The organism is Erythrobacter sp. S227 (assembly GCF_057364925.1).
Genome location: NZ_CP200280.1, coordinates 2,492,048 through 2,515,284, shown reverse-complemented (window position 1 = coordinate 2,515,284; position 23,237 = coordinate 2,492,048). Strand labels below are relative to the sequence as shown.

Here is a 23,237-nt window from a genome sequence, read left to right as displayed (position 1 = left end):
CCGACGCTCGAACTGAGGCGAAAGGAGCTGTTTACTCGGCAGGCTCTGCTCCCGGAGGCGGGATTTGCGGCTTCGTCTGAGCGGGGGCTGGAACGGGTGCCTCGAGCACGGGCTGTCCATCATCGCCCGGCTTATAGGTAAGGAAGCTCTTGCGCAGCCAAGGACCAACACGCTTCTCGACCCCGTCAGCGAGACTGAAGCCGGCAGGTACGATCAGAAGCGTAAGCAGCGTCGACAGCATCAATCCGCCAATCACCACGATACCCATCGGCTGACGCCAGGCGCCATCACCGGTCAGCGAAATGGATACAGGCACCATGCCCGCCGTCATAGCCACGGTGGTCATAACGATAGGTTGCGCACGTTTGTGGCCCGCTTCCATGATCGCAGTAAGCTTGTCGGTACCCCGCTCCATCTCCTCGATCGCAAAGTCGATCAGGAGGATCGAGTTCTTGGAGACAATGCCAAGCAAGAGCAACATGCCGATATAGACCGGCATCGACTGAGGCATTCCAACGAGCCAGATCAAGAAGATCCCGCCAAGCGGTGCAAGCGCCAGCGAAGTCATATTCACGAGCGGGCTCATGAGGCGCTTATAAAGAAGCACAAGGCAGGCAAACACGAGAAGAACACCAGAGACAATCGCAACAGCAAGGTTGCCCATCAACTCCTGCTGGATTTCGTCCTGACCCACGGCGTCGCGGATCACGCCTTGCGGCAGGTTTTGAAGCGTTGGAAGCGCGTCGATTTCAGCCTGCGCATTGCCCCTCAGAACGCCGCTTGCAAGGTCAGCACCGATGAACACACGCCGGTTCTGGTTGTACCGTTGAATTGTGGTCGGGCCGGAACCAAACTCGATGGCTGCCACCCGCGAAAGGGGAACCGTTCCACCGGTATTGGTTTGCACTGGCAAATTCTCGATCGTGGTCATCTTCCCGCGAGCGTCTTCACCAAGCTTCACATTGATCGGAATCTGGCGATCAGACAGCGAGAATTTCGCCGCATTCTGTTCAATCTCGCCAAGGGTGGCGATACGGATCGCTTGGCTCAAAGCAATGGTGGATACGCCCAGCTCGGCTGCCAGTTGCTCATTGGGAGTAATGATAATCTCGGGCCGGCGAAGGTCAGCGCCAATACGCGGTGCGACAAGGCTGTCGAGCCCCTTCATCTCTTCGACAAGCTGGGTTGCTGTCTCGTTCAAGAGGACTGGATCAGAGCCTGCGAGCATGACAGTCATATCTCGGCCAGAGCCTGCACCGCCGAAGCTTTCAGCAACAAAGCGAACGCGCGCATCGGCCACGGTGTTAAGGATCGGCGCCATCTCGCGCTGGAAGACGATGGACGAGCGCTCGCGATCCTCTTTGAGGGTCACGTAAATGGTCGCTTCGCCGGTACGAATACGCTCGAGTGTGAGCTCGACTTCCTGCTCTTGCATCAGAAGGTCTGTGACTTGGTCGACCACGCGTTTTGTGCCTTCAAGCGTGGTGCCAGGCACCATCTCAATGGCGATTTCACTGTTGGAATCGTCGATGTCGGGCTGGAATTGGCCCGGGACCGTGCCCAGCAGAACAACGGTGACCAGAAGCGACATCCAACCAGTGCCCAGCATCCAAACACGGTGGTCACGGAATCGCGCAGTGAGATAGCGCACATTGTCTGGTTGTGACGCCAACCTGATGATGGTCCTGATACCAAGGTATCCCCCGCCAATGGCTCCTACGATCCCGGCAAGGCCCACGAGCATGATTGGCGCGTTGATTGTTGTCGTGTCGATTTCGCCAAATGCGGCGCTGACCAACAGCTGAGCGATCCCGCCGACAACGGCAAAACCCAAGGCGGCGAAGACGAGAACGGAGATTCCGCCAAGCAACATTCTGCCAATCGTTGCAAGTGCGTGCGCCGACTGCAGCAAGGTGGTCAGACCCTCAACACATTTGAGCGCGAGCCAGGTGGCAACGCCAGCGACAAATGTGACGGTCAGCAATTGCGCGAGCTCGAACATCTTGGAAATGCTCTTGTAAACAATCCCGTATTCGTCAGCTGTGAACAAAGCAGCGACCTGGCCGTGCAGGTTCACTTCGCCGACCAGCCCCCACAAGGTGAAGACCACAAGCGCCGGAACCGCCAGCAGGAGCACCGATACAAGCAACAAGGCGACGATGTAGAGCCAGCGCGAACGCGGCCCATCGATGCCATCGCGAATCTGGTGCATCGTGCTGCTATCAAGCGTCCATTCGAGGACGCGCAAATAGCGTTCCATCCACTTGCCGCCGCCGTGGTCGGCGTGGCCTTTGGCAGAGAGGAAATAGGCCGCCATCAAAGGCGTGATCATGCGCGCAACCGCCAGCGACATAAGCACCGCGACCACAACGGTCAGGCCAAAGTTCTGGAAGAATTGCCCCGAAATACCGGGCATCAGTCCAACCGGCAGGAAGACCGCCACAATACAAAAACTGGTCGCAACCACCGGAAGGCCGATTTCGTCGGCTGCATCGATACTTGCCTGATAGGCGGTTTTGCCCATCCGCATGTGTCTGACTATGTTTTCGATCTCCACGATTGCGTCATCGACCAGGACACCTGCCACAAGGCCAAGCGCGAGCAAGGACAAGAAGTTCAGGTTGAAACCGAGCAAGTCCATAAAGAAGAATGTCGGGATAGCAGACAGCGGGATAGCGACCGCGCTAATGAAAGTTGCCCGCCAATCGCGCAAGAACAGGAAAACCACGACAACCGCAAGCACCGCGCCCTCGATCAGGGCCTGCATGGAGCTGGCATATTGGCTTTTCGTATATTTGACCGTGTTGAACAGCTCAATGAATTTGAGGTCAGGGTTGGCAGCCTCAATCTGGGCAATGGTTTCTTTGGCGTTCTCGTAAACCGTGACATCGGACGCGCCCTTTGCCCGGCTCATGAAGAAGTTCACAACTTCCCTATCGCCGACCTCGCTGATGGATGTGCGCTCTGAATAACCGTCCCGTACCGTTGCGACATCGGCAAGACGGACCGTGCGTCCATTGCCCAGCTGAAGCTGGCGTTGAGACAGTTCGAAGGCCGTTTCATTGTTGCCAAGTACGCGCAGGGACTGGCGTGTTCCGCCAACCTCTGCAAGGCCGCCGGCCGCATTCACATTGGTTTGACGCAGCACGTTGTTGATCTGCCCGGCGGTCACGCCAAAGGCCTGCATCTTGGCAGGATCGAGGACGACCTCGATCGCGCGATCAACGCCGCCGAACCGGCCCGCTTCGGCCATGCCGCTGATATCGAGAAGCTGTTTGGTGACCGTGTCGTCAATGAACCAGCTCAGCTGCTCGATGGTCATGTCATTAGCTTGCACCGCGTAAATACCAAGGAAACCGCCTGCGGCCTCGACCTTGTTGACCCGAGGCTCCTGTATACCGTCGGGAAGGCTGCCCCTGATCCGGTCAACCGCGTTCTTGACCTCGGAGACCACCACATTGGGATCGGTACCGATTTCAAACTCGACAAATGTGTTGGAGAAGCCCTCGCTTGCCGTCGAGGAAATCTGCTTCACCCCGTTGATCGAGCGAACTGCGCTCTCGACCTGCTGGGTGATCTGGTTCTCAATCTCGCTCGGCGCAGCACCGGGCTGCGAAATGCCAACCGTCACCGCCGGAAACTCGATATCCGGGTTGTTGGTGATGTCCATTTGAGTGAAACTCACCATGCCTGCAAACAGCAGAGCTGTGAACATGACGAGAGGGATCACGGGGTTACGGATCGACCAGGCCGAGAGATTGCGAAAGTTCATGGGTTTCCTGTCTGCCTTCGCCTAAATTGGCTTTGTCTTGGTTGGCACTTGGACGAAGCCTTTGGGAATTTACGGTTCACAGGCTCCTCCAGATGCCAATCAGTTTTCTTCACGCCTCGGGCTTACGGTCTCGCCCGGATTGAGGAAGCCGCCTGCACGAAGGACAATAGCCTCCGTTCCGGTGAGCCCCTCCATGATCGCAATGCCGTCCGGCGTTACCATACCGGTTACGACCGGCGTCCGGGTTGCCTTGTTTTCTGCGTTGACAACATAGACATAGCTGCCCTCGTCATCTGCAAGCACAGAGCTTTCAGGCAAGACGGTGGCGGTTAGTGTGCCGCTATTGATCGTCGCCGTTGCAAAACCGCCGGGGCGAAGCTCGGGCTGATACGACAAAGCAATGCGCGCCGTTCCCTGACGGGTTTGCGGATTGACGATTGGTGAAAGCTGCCAGACCTGACCTTCGAAGCTCTTGTCGGAGCCAGCGGGCACCACGCTTGCCGATACACCGGTTGAAAGCGTTGCGAGCTGGGTTTCACTTATCTCGGCGAGCATTTCAAACTCGCCGCCGCGCGCAATCGTGAACAATGCGCCAGAGCCTCCGCCAACCGTTTGGCCGGGTTCGACATTGCGCTCCAGAATATAGCCTGATGCAGGCGCAATGATATTCAGGCGAGCGTTACGTGCACGCAGTTCGCCCAGCTGGGCCTCTGCCACTTTGATGCGGGCAACGGCCGAATCTCTGGTTGCGGTAAGGCGGTCAATCTCTGCTTTCGAGATAAAGCCGCGCTCCACCAGCTGGAGTGCGCGATCAAGATTGGATTGCGCGAGCTGCGCATCTGCACGGGCGACACCGATTTGCGCTTCTTGCGCTGCGGCTTGTTGTGCTTGAACGGAGCGATCGATGATCGCCAGCACCTGACCCTGACGAACCCAGTCACCCGCATCAACCCGAACCGAGAGCACCTGCCCGCCTTCGCCTGCAACACCAACGGGCATCGGGCGGCGAGCAGCAATAGTGCCAGGCGCCACTATGCGGCCGTTCACAGTGGTTTTCCCGGGTGCAATCACCGTGACAACGGGTGCCTGCGTATTGTCATCGCCTGCGCCAACGGGCTCTCCGCCAGTCAATGCGAAGTAAGCGCCGAGCGCCAGGAGGAGCGCCAAAAGCACACCACCTGCAATCAGCAGTTTGCGGCCCACTGCAGAGCCTTGCTGCTCGTGATATTGTGTCAAAGCATCGGCAGGAACGTCATCCTGCGCCTCAGCTTCGATGGTGCTCGCGTAATTCATGCCATTTGCCTTCTAGCGGTGACACTTACAGGCATCACGCCCGCTTTTGTCCGACACAGGGTGTATTATAGGCATAAGTCACCCCTTGCAATCCCTCATACTCATAGCATGAAAAAGGGCAATCCGTATCTCGACCGATGACTTTGGGCCTAGACGAAAGACGTGCCTGGCCAATCGAAGTTCCCGAATACAAAAGACGGCGCGAGGATTGAGCCCCCCGCGCCGTCTTTTTCAATGTATCGGGCAGGCCTTTTCCAGCCCGCCTCGAAAGTTAGCGGTTTTTTCGCAAACCTAACCTTTAATGCGGCCGCGCTGGATCAGGTTGAGAATGCCAAGCAGCACCACTGCACCGACGACGGCAACGCCAAGACCAGTGAGCGAGAACTCTTGAACGCTTCCGGTAATGCCAAGCTGACCAAGTATCAGATTGCCAATAACGGAGCCGACACAGCCAACAACGATGTTCCAGAAGATACCCATCGATGCATCGCGGTTCATAACCAAGCTAGCAAGCCAGCCGGCAACACCGCCAACGATAAGTGCGACAATCCATCCCATGATACTTTCCCTTCATTGCCCGCGCACCGCGCTCGTTTGACACGGCTTCCCAAGCGGGACGTGGGGAAGGGGTAGCGCAAAATTGCGCCAGAGAGAAACGTGATTTTGTAAAAGGGCGGTTGCGGTCGTCTCGCGACCGATTTGGAATTAGTACTTGAGCTGGCGTTCGTAGAGGTCGCGATAGTGCTGGATCCGGGTCACTCGCAGACCCTGCATTCCAGAACGATCAACGGCACGCTGCCATCCGGCAAACTCTTCAAGAGTAAGGCCATAACGCTCCAGCACTTCGTCAATCGTGAGCAAACCGCCATTCACAGCAGCAACAACTTCCGCCTTGCGACGCACAACCCAACGCTTGGTCGAGGGAGAAGGCAGATCATCAACGGTAAGAGGCTCTCCGAGAGGGCCAATCACTTGTGCTGGTTTGATATCCTGATTCTCAATCATTGCTCTTCTCTCGTATAACTCGGTTCAATTCGCATGCTTTGCGATTTGTCCAAGCACTTTTCATTAGTGAAAAGGCCCTCACCGGACCCTGCACTCTTTATAGAGTGAGAGGTATCTGATGAGGTTTTTCGGGCCTCTAAAGCATTAGGGTTAACGCAGCGTTCGTCTTCTGCACTTGCGCGAAAAAATTGTGCCGCCGCATTGGCAAAGCCCTGATTTTCGGAGCGTGCCTTAGCACCGACATCTTCCCGCAGGAGCTGCCTGAGGTCGCGCGCTGCGCTGAGTCGCGCAGTTAGGTCGCTCCATTCAATCGTACGCAGCGGCAGCGCTTCGGCCGAAACGCTCGTATCGCTCGACCGGTCCATAAACTGGTCAAGGGTAGAGACATCCGGCGCTGACGCGGAGTGTACAGATGGAATCACTGGAGGCTTGGCCTTTTCGAACATGAGCCATGGTATAAGCAGCGGTTGTCAAAATGTGGTAAAACGCAGCTTTACTACTGCTTAGGATGTGTGCCGAGGCGCTTGGAAAGCTTGTGATGTTCCAAGTTAACGCTCAAGAAATGCGTGTAAAATCAGCGGCCTCGGACGTAAAATCGCGAGGCTATGGCCAATCCATAGAGGCATGACTATATGCCTTCCCGATCATGGAAACCCTAGAATCCCCTTCTGTTAGCCCCGTTTTCGGGCTCGATACGGCCGCATTGTTTAACCTGCCGAGGCCTGCATCCGACTGCCGAATCGTCGTTGCGATGAGCGGCGGGGTTGATTCGTCTGTGGTCGCAGCGCTTGCTGCGGATACGGGCGCCGAAGTCATCGGCATCACTTTACAGCTTTACGATTACGGCGCTGCCACAGGGCGCAAGGGGGCGTGTTGCGCAGGCGATGACATTGCCGATGCGCGCGCGGTTTCGGACCGGCTTGGCATTGCGCATTATGTTTTCGACCATGAAAGCGCCTTTCGCGAGGAAGTCGTCGATCAGTTTGCAGATGAGTATCTGGCCGGGCGCACGCCTGTGCCGTGTATCCGCTGTAACATGGGGCCCAAGTTTACCGACCTGTTCCGCATGGCGCGCGAACTTGGTGCCGATTGCTTGGCCACGGGGCATTATGTTCGCCGCGAAGAAGCGGAAGGCGGCCCGCACCTTTACCGCGCCAATGATGCAACCCGTGATCAGTCATACTTCCTCTACGCCACTACTCAGACGCAGCTCGACTACATTCGCTTCCCGCTTGGCGGCCTTCCCAAAACGCAGGTTCGCGATCTCGCCGAGGCAGCGCAGCTTCGCAATGCGATGAAGCCTGACAGCCAGGACATCTGTTTTGTGCCCGATGGCAATTATGCCAAGATCGTCACCAAGCTGCGCCCCGAGGGCGGCGTACCGGGCGCCATTGTGCACGCCGCAACCGGAGAGACTTTGGGCGAGCACAAGGGCATCGTCCATTACACAGTGGGTCAGCGCAAAGGCCTTGAGATTGGCGGACAGCCTCAACCGCTCTACGTCATCAGCCTTGATGCAGAGACCCGCGAAGTGCGCGTTGGGCCCAAGCGGATGTTGGCGGTTGAGAGCGCAGAAGTGATCGAGACCAATTGCATTGGCTCTATCCCCGAAGGCGCTGAGCTGACCGCCAAGGTTCGCAGTCTGGCAAAGCCTGTGCAGATCACCCTCGAAGGGCCGCTGGGCGACGGCGCCTCAACCCGCATCCGCTTTGCAACGCCCGAGTTTGGGGTTGCCCCCGGACAGGCGGCGGTCATCTATCATGGTGAGCGTGTAATCGGCGGCGGCTGGATTGATGCGACCACTTCTGTTGCGTCTTAAGTCCTAGCCCTCCCAGTTTTCAAGCACGCAGCCATAGCCTTCGCGATTCGTCGCGGTAGCTGTGTTGACGAAGGGAATGCTGGCGGTCACGCTTTGCGCATCAGGGTTTTCGCTCAGGGATACCATTTCCATGCCGGAGAGCTTGTCCTTCGCACAATCCTCCAGATCACGGCCTGCGACAAAGCGGCACGAGCACGCAACGCGCGCCGAATAGGTGGTCGCAGCCGCGGTGTATCCCTCTATCGGACCGCGATAGTAGTTTGCGGCAAGACCGAGCGCGAGAACGATAAGCCCGAGGACCGTGAGCCAAACTGGCTTGCGTCCCCATTTGGCCGATGAATTGCCCGATTTCGCCATTGCTTTGCGCGTATCCTTGTTAGATTGAGAGGCCATGACTGCCCGTTTGAAAGCTTCTATCGCCGCCGCAACGCTCGTGCCAGCCCTGATCGCTTGCGGGGATGCTGAGCCTGCTGCCCTGCCGCCGCTCAGCCAAGAGGCTTTGGATGCGGTGTCTAACGATGCGGGCGCACCCAAGGATCAACTTGCCCGCCAGGTGGATGAGCTGTTCACGACCGAAGGCCTTGGAGAGACTCGCGCCGTTCTGCTCATGGCGGATGGCAAGATCGCGGCCGAGCGATATGCGCAAGGCTACGATGCCGACACCCGCTTTATCAGTTGGTCGATGGCAAAGACCGTCACCGCCGTTCTGGTCGGCATGTTGGTCGCCGATGGCCTTCTGAATGAAGAGGCGCCTGCGCCCATTCCCGACTGGCAGCGCAGCGGCGATCCGCGCGGCGACATCACTTTGGAGCACCTCCTTCAGATGCGCTCTGGCCTGCGCCATACAGAGGCAGGCGATCCGCCGTATGAGTCGTCCGAGGTGCGCATGCTCTTCCTTGATGGTCGCGATGATATGGCCAAATGGGCGAAGGAGCAGCCGCTCGAGGATGAGCCGGGCGCACGGTTCGAGTATTCGTCCAACACCACCGTCATCCTTGCCGATATCGCAGCGCGCGCGCTTACCGACAGCGACAATCCCGATATACGGCGCAAAGCGGTGGCCGACTATCTTCAAGAGCGGCTTTTCGGACCGCTCGGCATGACCTCCATGGTTCCCGAATTTGACGCCTCTGGCACTCTGATCGGCGGGAGCCTGATGCATGCCTCGGCCCGCGACTATGCCAAGTTTGGCGAGTTCCTTCGTGCCGGTGGCCAAGCGCCCAGCGGTGAGCAATTGGTGCCCAGCGGCTGGGTTGCAAAGATGCTGAAGCCCAGCCCTGCGTCCGAGCACTACGGCTATCAGATCTGGCTCAACCGGCCCGAGCCTGACCTTGAGCGGCCTCACCCGCTCTTCCCCGACCGCGCGCCGCAAAACCTGTTCTCTCTGATCGGGCATATGGGGCAATATGTGCTTGTCTCTCCCGATCAAAAGCTGACTTTGGTGCGGCTTGGCCATTCGACCAGTGAGGAGCGTCCACCGATGCTCAAGGAAGCCGCCGATGTCTTGGCGCTGTATCCGGCTGAATAGTCAGAGGTAAAACTCTCCTTTCACCACGGTCACGCATGGCCCGCCCAGCCACACGCGCTCCCCGTCAATCCGGCAGGTGAGCGATCCGCCGCGTTCGCTTGCCTGATAGGCAGTGAAGCTGTCGCGCCCCAGTTTTTCCGTCCAATAGGGTGTCAGCACCGCATGCGCGCCGCCTGTCACGGGGTCTTCGTCAATGCCATAGGCTGGCACAAACACACGGCTGACGATGTCGGTATCCGTGCCCTTTGAAGAGCCAGGCGCAGTGCATACGAACAGCTCGCCGCCCAATGCGGCAAGCCCGCGAAAATCAGGGTCGAGCGCGCGGATGGCGGCCTCGTCATCGTAGAGGAAGAGGTTGTAGCCAAGCTCGCTTCGACGCATATCCTGGGGGTTCCCGCCAAGGAGCCGCGCCGCCTCGTCCCATGTGCTCGGCTCGGTCTCGATTGCCGGAAGACCGACTTCATACCCATCGCCAACACGGCGAACTTCGAGAATGCCTGCCTCCCTTGTGCGAAAAGTGACCTTCTCGCCCCCATCGCGGGTCAGCAACATATGCCCGCTTGCCAAGGTCGCATGACCGCACAGGCGGATCTCGGACGTCGGCGTGAACCAGCGCAGTTCCCAATCGGCCTCTTCGCCCGCATCGCGCACCAGAAAGGCGGTTTCGGCAAAGTTGTTCTCTGCCCCGATCTTGGTGAGCACCTCGTCATCGAGCCACTCATCCAGCACCATAACCGCCGCCTGATTGCCGCCAAAGGGTTCGGCGCTAAAGGCGTCGATATGCCAATAGGGGATCGGTATCGTCATGGATAAAGGAGCGTGTCGGACCATTCGAGCGCATCGCCTGCGCCCGACGAGGTGAATTGACGCCGGTCATGCAGACGGTTGTCGCGGTCGATCCAGAATTCGATCCGGCTCGGGCGAAGGGTAAAGCCGGTCCAATGCGATGGCCGCGGCACTTGGCCCGCTGCCTCATGTTCAGCCCAGATCGCCTCCACCCGGTCGAGATAGTCCTGCCGTGTTTCCATCGGGCGCGACTGGTCACTGGCCGCGCTGCCGACCTGACTTTTGTAGGGCCTCGAGTGGAAGTATTCATCCGCGCGTGCGGGTGTTACCTCTTCCAAAGGTCCCTCGATGCGGATTTGGCGGCGCAGGCTTTTCCAGTGGAACAGCAGGCTGGCCTGCATATTGGCGAGGATTTCGCCCCCTTTGCGGCTTTGCGAATTGGTGAAGAAGGTGAAGCCGCCCGTCTCACTCTCGGTAGGTCCATGCCCTTTCAACAGCACCATGCGCACCGACGGCATTCCCGAAGCGCTCGAGGTGGCCAATGCCATGGCGTTGGGATCGTTGATCTCGCTTGTCTTCGCCTCGGCAAACCACTCGTCAAACAATGCATAAGGATCGGCGCCTGAAGGGATCACGCTGTCTGCCAATTGCGCTTCGTTAAGCGTGTTGGGGTTAATCATGAAAAGAGTTCCTTATCAGACGTTTATCGAGGATTTTGACACACTTGACACACTGTTCAGGGGCAAAAAATCTTTGTGCCCGATCTGGCCCTGCAAAGCGATGCGGTGAAGCGGTGCAAAAGGGATGCGTTTTTCAGACATACGGCGTGCGATAAGGCTTAGAGGCGCAGTAGGAAAGATATTCCCTACAGGTCCCGCATCGGCTAGCAATTATGAATGGAATTTTGGCTCGCTGTCCTTTTCTTTCTCGCCTTGTTTGTAGGTGTGCCTGTCTTTCTCGGCTCAGTCGCCTGGCGAACAGGATTGCGAGAGGAATTCTTCTTTTGCTGGAATTTTCTCGAACGGGTGATCTTGTTGCCGGCAATATTGCTTTCTGTGGCCACCTTGGCAAATTGGTTGCAAGCAGATCCTATTTTGTTTTGGCGTCACGTGATCATCTACGGCGCTTTGTCTGCGTATCTTGCCTTTTTCTATTCACTCGGCTTCGTCCACGGCCTTTTGCGACGCAGAAAATCAGAGGGATTGCTATCTTAGGGCTCGCTTCGCTGCGTTACACGCTTGCTTCAATGCACTGTTGCACCTAGCTAAGACACCATGCGCGATCCGTATTCCACCCTTGGCATTGCCCGCACGGCTTCTGAAAAAGAGGTCAAGAGCGCCTATCGCAAGCTTGCCAAAGAACTGCACCCTGACAAAAACAAGGACAATCCCAAGGCGGCCGAGAAGTTTTCGGATGCGACCAAGGCGTATGACCTTTTGTCGGACAAGGACAAACGCGCGCAATTTGATCGCGGCGAAATTGACGCCGAAGGCAATCCGCTGAACCCCTTTGCAGGGATGGGCGGCGGTCGTCCCAGAGGTCCCGGTGGTGGATATGGCGGGGGAGCCCAGCGTGGCGGCGGTTTTCGCGATTCCGAATTTCAGGGCTTTGACACAGACGACATGGATTTAGGCGATCTGTTCGAAGGCCTTTTTGGCGGCGGGCGCAATCGTACAGCCCAACCCCCACCGCGTGGTGGGTTTGGGGGCGGAGGCTTCGGCGCTCGCGGGCGTGCATCGCCTCCGCCAAAAAAGGGTGCAGATATTCAATATCGCCTTGCCGTCCCCTTCGTGGATGCAGCCTCTGGTCAGGACCAACGCATCACTCTGGCCGATGGCAAAGCGATCAGCCTGAAACTGCCCGCAGGGGTCGAAGACGGCACGCAAATGCGCCTTAAAGGCAAGGGGCATGCGGGACCCGGCGGCCACGGCGACGGCATCGTCATGGTCGAAGTTGCCCCGCACCCGTTCTTCCGGCGCGATGGCGACAATATCCGCATGGATTTGCCCATCACCCTTGATGAGGCGGTGAACGGCGGCAAGGTCAAATGCCCCACGGTCGACGGACCGGTGATGCTGACGCTGAAGCCGGGTGCCAATGGCGGCACGGTTATGCGCCTTACCGGTAAAGGCTGGACCAAGAAAACGAGCAGCGGGTCAAAGCCTGCGCGCGGCGATCAATTGGTGACGCTGGAGATTCAAATGCCCGAGGATCTGGACGGCCTCAAAGAGAAGCTTGGCGACTGGAAAGACCCGGCCAAACCGCGCAGCGTCTTCGGCCTCTAGAATAGCTGAAATCCCAGGCGAGCAAAACTTGGACCAAGAGCCACCTCTCCTCCAGAGCTTCGATCCAACTCAACGGAGCATGGAGATACGTTCATTGTCGCCCGAGGCGCGGCGGATAAGGGCGCTTTCACAGCCGGTCCGTTTTTCCGCTTTCGGGACACAAGTTCGCCCGCAGCCCGGCATTTTCGGATTTATCGCCCATTACGCAGGGCCAGGGACACGGCTGTTTGAAACCGTGCGCCGCACTCTTGTAGGGACGTGGCAGGACGGCTTTATCCATGCAGGAAACCTGGCGTATCTTTCGATGCTGGCGATTTTTCCGTTCTTTATCATTGGCGCGGCCTTGTTCGAGCTTATCGGCGGGCGTGATCAGGCTTTGGAACTGGTCAACACCGTTTTGACGGCCATGCCCCCAACCGTTAGCCGCCTGATCGGGCCGGTTGCCGAGGAGATCGTCGATGCACCGCAAGGCTGGCTCTTGTGGCTGGGTGCTGGCGTTGCGCTGTGGACGGTGTCCAATCTGGTGGAGACGATCCGCGATATCCTGCGCCGCGCATACGGGACGCAGCCGTTGCTGGCTTTCTGGAAGGCTCGCCTGTTTTCCGCAGCGCTTATTCTGGCGGCCGTGGTGGTCTTGATGGTGTCGCTGTTTGCGAGCGTTCTGATCGGGACAGCGCAACAGATGATACTCAGCTATTTTCCCGAATTCCTTGGAACGGTCGGCGATTTGCGCGTCACACGGATCGTGCCGGCCCTTGGCCTTGGGGTATCGCTCTATCTTTTGTTCTACACGCTGACGCCTGCGATGTACCGCGGCAAAGCCTTTCCCAAATGGCCCGGGCCTGCCTTTACCGCCATCTGGTGGCTTGGCGTCACTGCCGCCATGCCCCCCATTTTGCGCGGCGTTTTTACCTATGATCTGATCTATGGCTCTATGGCGGGGATTATCATCGCCTTGTTCTTTTTCTGGCTCGTTGGCCTCGGGCTCGTTATCGGAGCAGAATTGAACGCTGCACTGGCAGAGCCAGAGAACGAGCAGCAGACACTTGATACTATCGAAGAGGAAACCGCGGCATGACCAAACTCATGGAAGGCAAGAAGGGTCTCATCATGGGCCTTGCCAATGATAAGTCGCTGGCCTGGGGCATTGCGAAACAGTTGGCCGAACACGGCGCCGAGCTCGCATTCTCCTATCAAGGTGATGCTTTGGCCAAGCGGGTGAAGCCTCTCGCGGAAAAGCTCGGCAGTGATTTCACCTTCGACTGTGATGTGTCGTCGATGGAGTCGCTGGATGCGGGCTTTGACGCCATCAAGGAACGCTGGGGCACGCTTGATTTCGTGGTTCACGCTATCGGCTTTTCCGACAAGAATGAACTGCGCGGAAAGTATCTCGATACCAGCCTCGATAACTTCCTGATGACGATGAACATCTCGGCCTATTCGCTTGTCGCTGTGACCAAGCGCGCAGCGGAATTGATGCCTGAGGAAGGCGGCTCCATCCTGACGCTGACCTATTACGGCGCCGAGAAATACATGCCGCATTACAATGTGATGGGCGTTGCCAAAGCGGCACTTGAGACGAGCGTCATGTATCTTGCCAATGACCTTGGTCCCCGCAATATCCGCGTGAATGCGATCAGCGCAGGGCCTGTTAAAACGCTCGCGGCGAGCGGGATTGGCGACTTCCGCTATATCCTTAAATGGAACGAGCTGAACTCGCCGCTGCGCCGCACGACCACTTTGGAAGATGTGGGCGGTTCGGGGCTTTACCTGCTCTCAAACCTCTCCAGCGGGGTCACGGGCGAGGTGCACCACGTCGATAGCGGCTATCACACTGTGGGCATGAAGCAGGTCGACGCGCCCGATATCTCGGTGGATTGATGCGAACAGTCCTCGTCACGGGATCAGCCGGTTTCATCGGCTATCACCTCTCGCAATTGCTCCTGGATGAGGGCTTTCGCGTCGTTGGCTATGACGGGATGACCGATTATTACGAGGTCGCACTGAAAGAGCGGCGGCATCAAATGCTGCTGCAAAACGCGAACTTCACCTGCAAAGTCGGCATGCTGGAGGATATGGAGACGCTCCATGCGCTCGCCATGGAAGAAAAGCCCGATGTGATCGTACATCTCGCGGGGCAAGCGGGCGTCAGGTACTCCCTTGAAAACCCGCGCGCCTATCTCGACGCCAATCTGGTGGGCACGTTCAACGTGATGGAATGCGCGCGCGAGTTGGAGGTGGAGCATCTGCTGATGGCGTCCACCAGCTCGGCCTACGGCGCGAACACCGATATGCCATTCCACGAGAGCCAAAAGAGTGACCACCCACTGACATTCTATGCCGCCACGAAAAAGGCGAATGAGGCGATGGGGCACTCCTATGCCCACCTCTGGAACCTGCCGACCACCATGTTCCGTTTCTTCACGGTTTACGGCCCGTGGGGACGCCCGGACATGGCCTTGTTCAAGTTCACACGCGGCATTCTGAACGGCGATCCGATCGACGTTTACAACCATGGCGAGATGCACCGCGATTTCACTTATGTGACGGATCTGGTGCGGGGTATCCGCTTGCTGATTGATGCAAAGCCTGAGCGCCCGGAAACGCCCGAGGCCATTCCCGAATGGGATTCGCTATCGCCCGCTGCGCCCTACCGTGTGGTCAATATCGGGAATAGCGACACGGTGAAGCTCACCGATTTTGTCGATGCGATCGAGGCGGAATGCGGGCGCGAGGCGATCCGCAATTTCCTGCCGATGCAAAAAGGCGATGTGCCCGCCACATGGGCGGATGCGACGCTTCTGAAAGAGCTAACCGGCTACACGCCAAAAACCGACGTGCGCGAAGGCATCGCCAAGTTCGTCGCGTGGTACCGCGATTACTATCAGGTGTAAGCGCCTGACGCCTTAGTTAGGCCCGTCCCCGGATGCGTCGGTTTCGGCTTCGGGATCAGGCAATTCCTGCTCGGCTGTTTCTTCACCCGGAAGCGCAGCGCTGCGTTCACGCTCCAGCCGCTCCAGATATTCGCGCTCGATCTGCTCGACACGGTCCTGTTCGGCAGCGGCATCGCCGTCGATGGTCGATAGCCGCTCCTGACGCGCCTGTTCGATCAACTGACCAAAGCGCACGCCTTCTGCTCGATCCTTTTCGGCATAGGCTGCATCAATGAATTGCTGCGTACAGCCGGTAAAGCCGCCCGCGCCGGCGGGACTGCATGAAAACGCGCCGAATTCACCGATATAACGAACCTTTTCAAACTGCTGCGCCTGAGTGATGTTCTCTGGCGAATCGCTTGTTCGCAGGTTTGATGGAATGCGATAGCGGTCCGCTTCGACCACGATCTGGCACACCACGATTTCGTTTTCGGCGGTCTGCTCGGGGCATTCGTCTTCGCTATAGGCGATGACCATGTTGACGCGGTCGCCGGCCTGATCCTGCGCTGTGGCGGGGAATGCGGTGGCCGCTGCGAAGGGGGCGATTAGGGCGAGGCGCAAAAGCTTGGACATGGTGGTTCCTATCAGGGACGAATTCGCTGTTCGCAATAGATAGCAGTCACTGAACCGCGACTGAAGCGGAATTAGCGGGCTGTGACCCTAGACACGCTCGCTAACCTTGATCGCAATCTTGCAGCCGAGACGGATCGCGCCCGAGAGCAGCGGATAGGCAGGTGCCTTTTCTGCGCCGTGTTCCAGCGCTGCATCACGGTGCTCGAGCTCTTCCTGGCGAAATTGCTCGATCATCTCGGCAAGCTCCGGCTCCGAATTGGTTTCTGCGAGCCGGTCCAATTGATCGGAATAATGCTTGTCGATTTCCGTTTCGACTGCCGCGGTGCAAGCCATGGCTGCCTCTGGGCCAAGCAGCGCCGTGCCCGCACCAAGCGCATATCCCGCCATCGACCAAAGGGGGTGCAAAGCGGTGGGGCGGACGCCGCGCTCTGCCATGAGAGCGTCGAATTTCTCGCGGTGGACCTTCTCTTGTTCAGCCATATGGCGGATTTCGGCAGATTGCGGCCCGCGATCACCCATGACCGCCAACTGGCCTTCGTAGATGCGGGTTGCGCCAAATTCGCCAGCCTGATCGACGCGGATCATCCGGTGCAGTTCATCGCGTTCCATAGGTCATCTCCAAAAGACACTGCATGTAATGCTACTTCTTATACGCAGCCATTGCCACAACAGCCGCACCGCCAGCGCAAGAAATCAGGAAATTCCAACCGGCAAGCGAGATGCCGAACAGGTCCCACGGCGCCACATCACAGCGCACGATTGGCGCAGCGTTGATGTCCATCACGTCAATCTCGGATGGCAAGGTTGAGCATCCGGTGATGCCTTCCCACCAGCCATATTCAACGCCTGCGTGAAAGCCGCCGATAAGGCCCGATGTGATAACCGCCAGCCCTGCCAATGCGACCCAGACCCGCGAGGGCTGCATTGCGACGGCAGCAAGGCCAAAGCCAAGAGCGGCGAAGTGCGGATAGCGTTGCCACCAGCACATCTCGCACGGGTAGAGGCCAAAGACGTACTCGGAAATGTATGCGCCGCCCAAAAGGCCAGCGGGAATGAGCACCGCCAATCCGCGAGCTTGATTGAGACCGGTCATAATTGCCACTTAGGAAGCCGGGTCAGGTTTGACCACTTTCCCGTTCCCTTAGCCGCCCGTTTTCGAGCCGCGTTTTCTCAGCGCGACCGAGCTTGCCGTGGTGCGGCGAAGGGTTTCAAGCGCATAGTGCAGCTGGAAATCCTCAACGCCCTGCTCTTCCAATTCCTCACTCGTGAGTTGGAAACGCGGATCGGCAATGGTGTCCTCGACCATTTCCTCATCGGCAATACCGATTTCGTTGATCAAGTGCCCGCGAAGATCGCTTTCGCGCGTTCGGTATTTCTCGCGCAACGCAAAGTCGGGATCGGACAGTTGCGGCACGCGGATGTCCGGCGCAATGCCGCCTTCCTGAACCGATTTGCCCTTGGGCGTGTAATAGCGCGCCGTGGTCAGCTTGAGCGCCGAATCCGGCCCCAGTGGCAGAAGCGATTGGACAGAGCCTTTACCAAAGCTCCTCTGACCCATGATGAGAGCGCGGCCATGATCCTGCAGAGCGCCCGCGACAATTTCAGAAGCCGACGCAGAACCTGCATCGATCAGAACGATCATCGGCACGTTTTGCGCGATTTCACCCATGAAAATCTGCGCTTGGCTGCGGCTCATCCGGCGGCGCAGGTAATAGTCGAGATCATCGGCCTGGAATTTAAAGGTTTCGCCCCATGAACGCCCGCGCTGCGAGACAATCTCGCCCTTTTCAAGGAACAGGTCGGTCAATGCGACCGCCTCATCCAGGCTACCGCCGGGGTTGGAGCGCAGGTCAAGCACCAGCCCGCTCATCCGGCCGGTGGCTTCGGTCTGAAGCGCGGCCCAGGCGTTGTAAACGTCCGCGCCCACATCGGCGGAAAATTCGTTGACCGAGATGTGCCCGATATTGCCGGGTTTCAGCTCATAGGTCACCGGCTCAAGCTCGATAACGCCGCGCGTGACGGAAAGCTCAATCGGCTCGTCACGGCCCGGGCGGAAAATGGTGAGGTTGATCGAGGTGCCCGCTTGCCCCCGCATTTGCGCAACGGCATCGTCCAGATCACCGCCAACGATCAACTTGCCTTCAAGGTGGGTGATATAGTCGCCCGCTTTGATCCCGGCCTTGTCCGCTGGGCTGCCCTTGAATGGCGAGATGACTTTGACCGCGCCTTCTTCCTGAACAACCGAAAGGCCAAGGCCCGAGTAATTGCCGTCGATAAGCGTGTTCAGCCGCTGAAGATCGCTGCCATCGAGATAAGCGCTGTGCGGATCAAGCGCGGCAAGCATCCCGTCAATCGCGCCGCGCACAAGCACGTCGTCCTCAACCGGCTCCACATAGTTTGCCTGAACCCGCTGCATGATCGCGAAAATCTTTGCGAGTTCGGGACCTGCGCGGCCATCGACCTGTGCCATGGTGGCAGTGGTGGCGGGAATAAGCGCAACGGCTGTAACCAGAGCAGCGCTACGAATAAGAGCGGCGAATTTCATGATGGGCGAAGTGCTCCTTAGTGTGTGCACGCAAACGTATAGGAAGCGGGGTCTGAACGCCAGATGAGAGGTGCACCGCGCGGCCTGTGTTTGCGCTTGCGTCCCTTTGCGGGGCAAGGCGAGTACCCAAAGCTTAAGGTTATCTCTCAATTAACCAAGATAATTGAGGGGGTTAACCGGCTCTCCATCGCGCCTAAGCTCAAGCGTAATGGGTTCATCGCCGCCGCCAGCAACGCCCAAAGGCCCGCCGCCGATGATCTCGTCACCCACTTCAACCTGTGTTCTTTCCAGCCCTGTGACAAGCGAAGTCCAGCCTCCTGGATGTTCAATAATCACGATTCGCCCGAAGCCGCGATAGGGGCCGGAAAAGGCAATTCGACCCGCGCTTGGCGCCACAACCTGGGCGGCAGGAGCAGGCGATAATGTGAGGCCTTTGGAGCGAAGACCGCTGTCGCGCAGTTCGCCAAATCCAGCCAGAGTGCGCCCTTGCACAGGCAGCTGGAAGCCGGGTGGTCGGGTGGCTGCGCTTGGCGTTGATGTGGGTACAGGACCGACCTCGGCGACCCGCGCCGACAAATCACTTGGCCGCGCGATTGGTCCGGGAAGCGCCGCGAGTTCAGCCCGCAATTTCGCCGCTTCGCCGAGCGTGTCGACCAAACCGTCAAGATCGCGCGCCTCTTCGGCCAGAGCCAATGCCCTTTCGCTTTCCCGCACTGCGTTGCTGCGCGCTTCGGTTGATGAGAGGCGTTGCTGTGCTTCAAGCTCGGCCAGCCGGGTGCGGCGCGATTGAAGCTCCTGTTCAGAGGCGCGCAAATTCTCAACCGCGCGCGCGGCCCGCCGCTCCAACCGCTGCCCCTCTTCCAGCTCTGCCCGCAAAGCCGCCGTTCGGTTGCGAATTTCGGGCACGGCAGAGGCAAGCACGGCGCGGACATAGACAAGATCTTTCAATGACCCGGGCTGAAGCGCGGAAAGCGCCAGAGGCCTGCGCGCTGTTGTCTGCAAGGCTCCGGTCAAACGCACCAGAGGTTCGCGCCGGTCGGACAGGCGTTTTGCAAGTTTCACGCGGTCATTCTGGAGAAGCGAAAAGCGGGCACGCGCCGCAGTGATTCTGGCCTCGGATGCCTGAATTTGCGCTGCCATTGCCGCCGCCTCGCGCGCGGTTTTGTCAGCCGCCTCGCTTGCCGCTTCCGCCTCTTTGGCAAAGCGGTCTGCACGCGCCTCTGCCCGCTGGCTTTCGCGCGTTGCTCTGGTCAGTTCGGCCTGCGCTTCCTCGGGTTCCAGAAGCGTGATCTCGCGCTGCGCCCAGCCTTGCGGCACGGCAATCAGCAGAGCCGCGCTGGCGGCACCTGTTACACCGAGAAGGGCACGTGATTTGCGCATCGGGAGCTACCCTGCACGATGATAGGGATGGCCTGCAAGGATGCTTGTTGCACGATAGAGCTGTTCCATCAGCATCGCGCGCGCCAAAAGATGCGGCCAGGTGGCAGGGCCAAAGGCATAAAGCAGGTCAGCCTCAGCCCGTTCGGCTGCACTGTGACCATCGGCCGCGCCCAGCACAAAGCGGACCTCGCGCGTGCCGGTATCGCGCCAATTCTCAAGCGTTGAGGCAAGTTTTTCCGAAGCCAGCGCTTTGCCGCGTTCGTCCAGAAGCACGGTTTTATGCGGAGATTGCGGCAACGGCACTTTGCCCCCGGTTTCAGGCAGTTCGGTCAGCTTCACCGGCCATGTGAGCCGCTTTTCATAGCGCGCAACAAGCTCCGCCTCAGGCGAACGAGCGATTTTCCCGCGAGCGATGATGTGGAGGAGAATTTGTTGGTTCCTTTGTTTGATGCGCCCCCATCCGGGGGCGCAAAACAACCTAACTCCGTCCTTGCTTCAGTTCGCCGCCTTCGAACGACCACATGCGTTCAAGGTTGTAGAAACTGCGCACTTCGGGACGGAAGAGGTGAATCACGACATCGCCGCAGTCGATGAGCACCCAGTCCGCCTGAGGCAGACCTTCGATGCGCACCGGGCCAAAGCCTGCCTGCTTCACCTTTTCGGCCAGCTTTTGCGCCATCGACGCCACTTGCCGCGACGAGCGACCGCTTGCGACCACCATGTGATCGGCAACAGAACTCTTGCCCTCAAGCGGGATGGAGACGATTTCAGCTGCCTGATCATCGTCCAGTTGCTGCATCACCAGCGCATAGAGCTCGTCTGCTTTATCGCCGTTAGACATGGTCGAAACCACCGCCGCACTGGACGAGTCGAGCCCGTTTGTTGGGCCCCTTGTCGCCGTGGAAGTGTGTGCCTGTGAAGTTGACTGATGCGTCATAGGCCGTTGGATGTCTCCTGAACATAAATGAAACTTGGGGGTGGGTGCCGCTTTTGGCAAGCGAGGACGATTGCGAGGTGCGATGAAGCGCCCTCATGCATCGATTTCCCTGATTTGCCGGAATGTCAGCCTGTCGCGCAGGGCAGAGGTATCGGGCGCACTGTATTTCTCTGCCCAATCAGCATTACCGCGGCGAATGGCCGTGGCAGAGCGATGGTCAGGATCAAAGCGCAATAACACCAGTGCCGGTGCTCTCCTCAAGCGTGTCTGCCCCATTGTTCTTATGTCAGCAACAGACACCCGATTGTGTCTGAACCAAGCCATGGCGGGGCTCGTCATAGCCTCTCTGGTATAGCCGGGTCGCGCGATGACTGCAATCGGCATGGTGCGAGCGATGGTCCGCCAGTCTTTCCAGCGGTGAAACTCGGCCAGATTGTCAGAGCCCATCAACCACACAAACTGGCGCGATTTGTACCGTCGCTGAAGGGCGCGAAGGGTGTCCACGGTGTAGCGTGTGCCCAGCTCTCTTTCGATCGTGGTGGGGATGATGGGTGCGCGCTTTGCTTGTGCCGCGGCCGAACGCAGCCGCGCCGAGAGGGGTGCCATGCCTGCTTTGGGCTTTAGCGGATTGCCCGGAGAAACCAGCCACCACGCCTCGTCCAGCCCTAGCGCATCAATCGTGAACTTGGTGATTCGCCGGTGCCCGCCATGCGCAGGGTTAAAGCTACCGCCGAGGAGTCCGGTGAGCATTTAAGGGCGCGCCTGCCCGGAGCCGCGCACTAGCCATTTGTAAGTGGTGAGCCCCTCGAGAGCCACGGGTCCGCGTGCGTGGAGCCTTCCGGTGGCAATTCCAATCTCTGCGCCAAGCCCGAATTCGCCCCCATCGGCAAATTGTGACGACGCGTTGTGCATGACAATCGCGCTATCGACGCTTGCCAGAAATTGCCCGGCGGCCAGATCATCATCTGTGACAATCGCATCGGTATGGGCAGAGGAGTATTTGGCAATATGCGCCAATGCGCTCTCCATCCCGTCGACAATGGCGACCGAGAGAATGGAGTCGAGATATTCGGTCCCCCAATCCTCATCGCTTGCCGCCATGATCCGGCTGTCGAGCGCGCGTGTGCGGCCATCACCGCGAACCTCTACGCCCGCGTCGATCAAAGCCGCGACCAACCCCTCAGCATCGGCGAACTGTGCATCGATCAGCAATGTCTCCATCGCCCCGCAAATGCCGGTGCGGCGCATCTTGGCGTTGACCGCAATTTCGCGCGCCATGGCTGGGTCGGCGGCCGAATGAACATAGGTGTGATTGACCCCGTCAAGGTGAGCAAGGACCGGCACACGCGCATCGGCCTGCACTCGCGCAACAAGGCTTTTCCCGCCGCGCGGCACGATCATATCGATCATCCCGCTCGCCGTCAGCATCGCACCTACGACCGCGCGGTCCTGCGTTGGTACAAGCTGCACGAGGCCCGCTGGAACGCTGCCCTCTTCAAGGCCAGCCTGGAAGGCGGAAAGGATCGCGTGGTTGGAATGAACCGCCTCGCTGCCCCCGCGAAGGATCGCCGCATTGCCTGCGCAAACGCACAAAGCCGCGGCATCGGCGGTCACATTGGGGCGGCTTTCATAGATGATACCGATCGTCCCGATGGGCACGCGCACCCGCGACAGTTTGAGGCCGTTGGGCCGCACGCTTTCATCGATCACTTCTCCCACGGGATCAGGCAAATCCGCGACCGCTTCAACAGAGGCCGCGACACCTTCCAGTCGATCCTCGTCCAAAGCGAGCCGGTCAATCATGGCAGCGGAAAGTCCGTTTGCGCGGGCCGCATCGACATCCCTTGCATTGGCCTCGAGAATGTCCTTGGAACGCTTACGCATATGCTGCGCCGCAAGTTTCAAAGCCGCCGCGCGCGACGCGCTTTCCATGCGCGCGCATTCTCTTTGCGCAGCGCGTCCGATCCTCGCAAGCCGGGCAATCAGCTCGCCTGGAGTGGCGGCAGTTTCGCCCGCCAATTGCGCGTCCGGGATAGCAGAAATCTCGTTCATGGAACTACCCGTTAGCACTTGGTTGGACCTGTGTCAGGATCGAAGACAAAGAGCATCGATTCCCTTCGCCTTGCGGGACCGGTCCAGCATCGAAATGCAACGAATCGGAGGCTCAGCAGGGTCAATTTTCCGTTACGAATCGGTGGGAAACGAAGCGCGAATCTGTGTCTCATCGGGACATTCCTCAGGGGTTCCACTCAGCTTTCGATGTCTGTGTTATTCGCCCGCCCCTAGGGGATTGCTCTAGGATGAACGACTCATCGCACTAAGGCTTCGATTTAACCTTTCGACAAGGTTGGAGATTCGCTTCTTAACCGATCCGTCGCTAG

General features: G+C 58.7%; 23 protein-coding genes. 7 read left to right on the top strand and 16 right to left on the bottom strand.

All coding sequences use genetic code 11. The annotated features are described in order from the left end of the window. Window positions 1–31: 31 nt before the first annotated feature. From AC0V6Q_RS11920 to sciP, 4 genes are all read right to left on the bottom strand, one after another. Window positions 32–3,772 (bottom strand): efflux RND transporter permease subunit, encoded by a 3,741-nt coding sequence (locus AC0V6Q_RS11920; protein WP_486168595.1) that lies wholly within the window; start codon window positions 3,770–3,772, stop codon window positions 32–34. Window positions 3,773–3,871: 99 nt separating this feature from the next. Further along, window positions 3,872–5,065 carry an efflux RND transporter periplasmic adaptor subunit gene (locus tag AC0V6Q_RS11915; RefSeq protein WP_486168594.1) on the bottom strand — a complete coding sequence of 398 codons (1,194 nt, stop codon included), beginning with the start codon at window positions 5,063–5,065 and terminating at the stop codon, window positions 3,872–3,874. Window positions 5,066–5,356: 291 nt separating this feature from the next. Next, window positions 5,357–5,623 (bottom strand): GlsB/YeaQ/YmgE family stress response membrane protein, encoded by a 267-nt coding sequence (locus AC0V6Q_RS11910; protein WP_486168593.1) that lies wholly within the window; start codon window positions 5,621–5,623, stop codon window positions 5,357–5,359. 147 nt (window positions 5,624–5,770) lie between these two features. Next, window positions 5,771–6,070 (bottom strand): CtrA inhibitor SciP, encoded by a 300-nt coding sequence (gene sciP, locus AC0V6Q_RS11905; protein ID WP_486168592.1) that lies wholly within the window; start codon window positions 6,068–6,070, stop codon window positions 5,771–5,773. 646 nt (window positions 6,071–6,716) lie between these two features. On the opposite strand from sciP, the gene mnmA reads away from it, so the two are divergent. Continuing rightward, complete coding sequence (gene mnmA / locus AC0V6Q_RS11900) at window positions 6,717–7,889, top strand: tRNA 2-thiouridine(34) synthase MnmA (protein ID WP_486168591.1); 1,173 nt, start codon at window positions 6,717–6,719, stop codon at window positions 7,887–7,889. Between the two features lie 3 nt (window positions 7,890–7,892). Here the strand turns inward: mnmA and AC0V6Q_RS11895 are convergent, their stop codons facing one another. After that, window positions 7,893–8,282 (bottom strand): hypothetical protein, encoded by a 390-nt coding sequence (locus AC0V6Q_RS11895; protein WP_486168590.1) that lies wholly within the window; start codon window positions 8,280–8,282, stop codon window positions 7,893–7,895. Here AC0V6Q_RS11895 and AC0V6Q_RS11890 point away from each other — a divergent pair. Continuing rightward, on the top strand, window positions 8,281–9,417 hold the full coding sequence (locus AC0V6Q_RS11890) for a serine hydrolase domain-containing protein (protein WP_486168589.1): 1,137 nt from the start codon (window positions 8,281–8,283) through the stop codon (window positions 9,415–9,417). The genes AC0V6Q_RS11895 and AC0V6Q_RS11890 overlap by 2 nt on opposite strands. Here the strand turns inward: AC0V6Q_RS11890 and AC0V6Q_RS11885 are convergent, their stop codons facing one another. Further along, entirely contained in the window at window positions 9,418–10,224 is an 807-nt protein-coding gene (locus AC0V6Q_RS11885) for a PhzF family phenazine biosynthesis protein (protein WP_486168588.1), read from the bottom strand. After that, window positions 10,221–10,883 (bottom strand): pyridoxamine 5'-phosphate oxidase, encoded by a 663-nt coding sequence (gene pdxH, locus AC0V6Q_RS11880; protein WP_486168587.1) that lies wholly within the window; start codon window positions 10,881–10,883, stop codon window positions 10,221–10,223. The genes AC0V6Q_RS11885 and pdxH overlap by 4 nt, the downstream gene beginning before the upstream one ends. 216 nt (window positions 10,884–11,099) lie before the next feature. Here pdxH and AC0V6Q_RS11875 point away from each other — a divergent pair, with 216 nt between their 5' ends. The 5 genes from AC0V6Q_RS11875 (at window position 11,100) to AC0V6Q_RS11855 (ending at window position 15,382) form a co-directional block, all read left to right on the top strand. Next, a complete protein-coding gene (locus tag AC0V6Q_RS11875) occupies window positions 11,100–11,417 on the top strand; it encodes a hypothetical protein (RefSeq protein WP_486168586.1) in 318 nt (105 codons plus the stop codon). Window positions 11,418–11,477: 60 nt separating this feature from the next. Continuing rightward, window positions 11,478–12,488, top strand: a complete 1,011-nt coding sequence (locus AC0V6Q_RS11870; protein ID WP_486168585.1) for a DnaJ C-terminal domain-containing protein — start codon at window positions 11,478–11,480, stop codon at window positions 12,486–12,488. A gap of 79 nt (window positions 12,489–12,567) precedes the next feature. After that, on the top strand, window positions 12,568–13,566 hold the full coding sequence (locus AC0V6Q_RS11865; RefSeq protein WP_486168584.1) for a YihY/virulence factor BrkB family protein: 999 nt from the start codon (window positions 12,568–12,570) through the stop codon (window positions 13,564–13,566). Next, complete coding sequence (fabI, locus tag AC0V6Q_RS11860) at window positions 13,563–14,369, top strand: enoyl-ACP reductase FabI (protein WP_486168583.1); 807 nt, start codon at window positions 13,563–13,565, stop codon at window positions 14,367–14,369. Before AC0V6Q_RS11865 ends, fabI begins: the two co-directional genes overlap by 4 nt. Continuing rightward, window positions 14,369–15,382, top strand: a complete 1,014-nt coding sequence (locus AC0V6Q_RS11855; protein ID WP_486168582.1) for an SDR family NAD(P)-dependent oxidoreductase — start codon at window positions 14,369–14,371, stop codon at window positions 15,380–15,382. Before fabI ends, AC0V6Q_RS11855 begins: the two co-directional genes overlap by 1 nt. A gap of 12 nt (window positions 15,383–15,394) precedes the next feature. Here AC0V6Q_RS11855 and AC0V6Q_RS11850 read toward each other — a convergent pair whose 3' ends face one another. The 9 genes from AC0V6Q_RS11850 to AC0V6Q_RS11810 all read right to left on the bottom strand — a co-directional run bounded on the left by AC0V6Q_RS11850 (window position 15,395) and on the right by AC0V6Q_RS11810 (window position 22,908). Then, window positions 15,395–15,994, bottom strand: a complete 600-nt coding sequence (locus tag AC0V6Q_RS11850; RefSeq protein WP_486168581.1) for a hypothetical protein — start codon at window positions 15,992–15,994, stop codon at window positions 15,395–15,397. A gap of 87 nt (window positions 15,995–16,081) precedes the next feature. Further along, window positions 16,082–16,603, bottom strand: coding sequence for a demethoxyubiquinone hydroxylase family protein (locus AC0V6Q_RS11845; RefSeq protein ID WP_486168580.1), 522 nt, complete (start codon window positions 16,601–16,603; stop codon window positions 16,082–16,084). 31 nt (window positions 16,604–16,634) lie between these two features. Next, window positions 16,635–17,087, bottom strand: a complete 453-nt coding sequence (locus tag AC0V6Q_RS11840; RefSeq protein ID WP_486168579.1) for a disulfide bond formation protein B — start codon at window positions 17,085–17,087, stop codon at window positions 16,635–16,637. Window positions 17,088–17,135: 48 nt separating this feature from the next. Continuing rightward, window positions 17,136–18,539 carry a S41 family peptidase gene (locus tag AC0V6Q_RS11835; RefSeq protein ID WP_486168578.1) on the bottom strand — a complete coding sequence of 468 codons (1,404 nt, stop codon included), beginning with the start codon at window positions 18,537–18,539 and terminating at the stop codon, window positions 17,136–17,138. A gap of 150 nt (window positions 18,540–18,689) precedes the next feature. Beyond that, entirely contained in the window at window positions 18,690–19,919 is a 1,230-nt protein-coding gene (locus AC0V6Q_RS11830; RefSeq protein ID WP_486168577.1) for a murein hydrolase activator EnvC family protein, read from the bottom strand. A 6-nt stretch (window positions 19,920–19,925) separates the two neighbouring features. Then, window positions 19,926–20,348, bottom strand: a complete 423-nt coding sequence (locus AC0V6Q_RS11825; RefSeq protein WP_486169307.1) for a 23S rRNA (pseudouridine(1915)-N(3))-methyltransferase RlmH — start codon at window positions 20,346–20,348, stop codon at window positions 19,926–19,928. A gap of 49 nt (window positions 20,349–20,397) precedes the next feature. After that, window positions 20,398–20,760, bottom strand: a complete 363-nt coding sequence (gene rsfS / locus AC0V6Q_RS11820; protein ID WP_486168576.1) for a ribosome silencing factor — start codon at window positions 20,758–20,760, stop codon at window positions 20,398–20,400. Between the two features lie 189 nt (window positions 20,761–20,949). Next, the gene (locus AC0V6Q_RS11815; RefSeq protein WP_486168575.1) at window positions 20,950–21,606 is read right to left on the bottom strand and encodes a nicotinate-nucleotide adenylyltransferase; all 657 of its coding nucleotides are present in this window, start codon (window positions 21,604–21,606) and stop codon (window positions 20,950–20,952) included. Beyond that, window positions 21,607–22,908: a glutamate-5-semialdehyde dehydrogenase gene (locus AC0V6Q_RS11810; RefSeq protein ID WP_486168574.1), complete on the bottom strand. Its 1,302-nt coding sequence runs from the start codon at window positions 22,906–22,908 to the stop codon at window positions 21,607–21,609. Window positions 22,909–23,237: the final 329 nt, after the last annotated feature.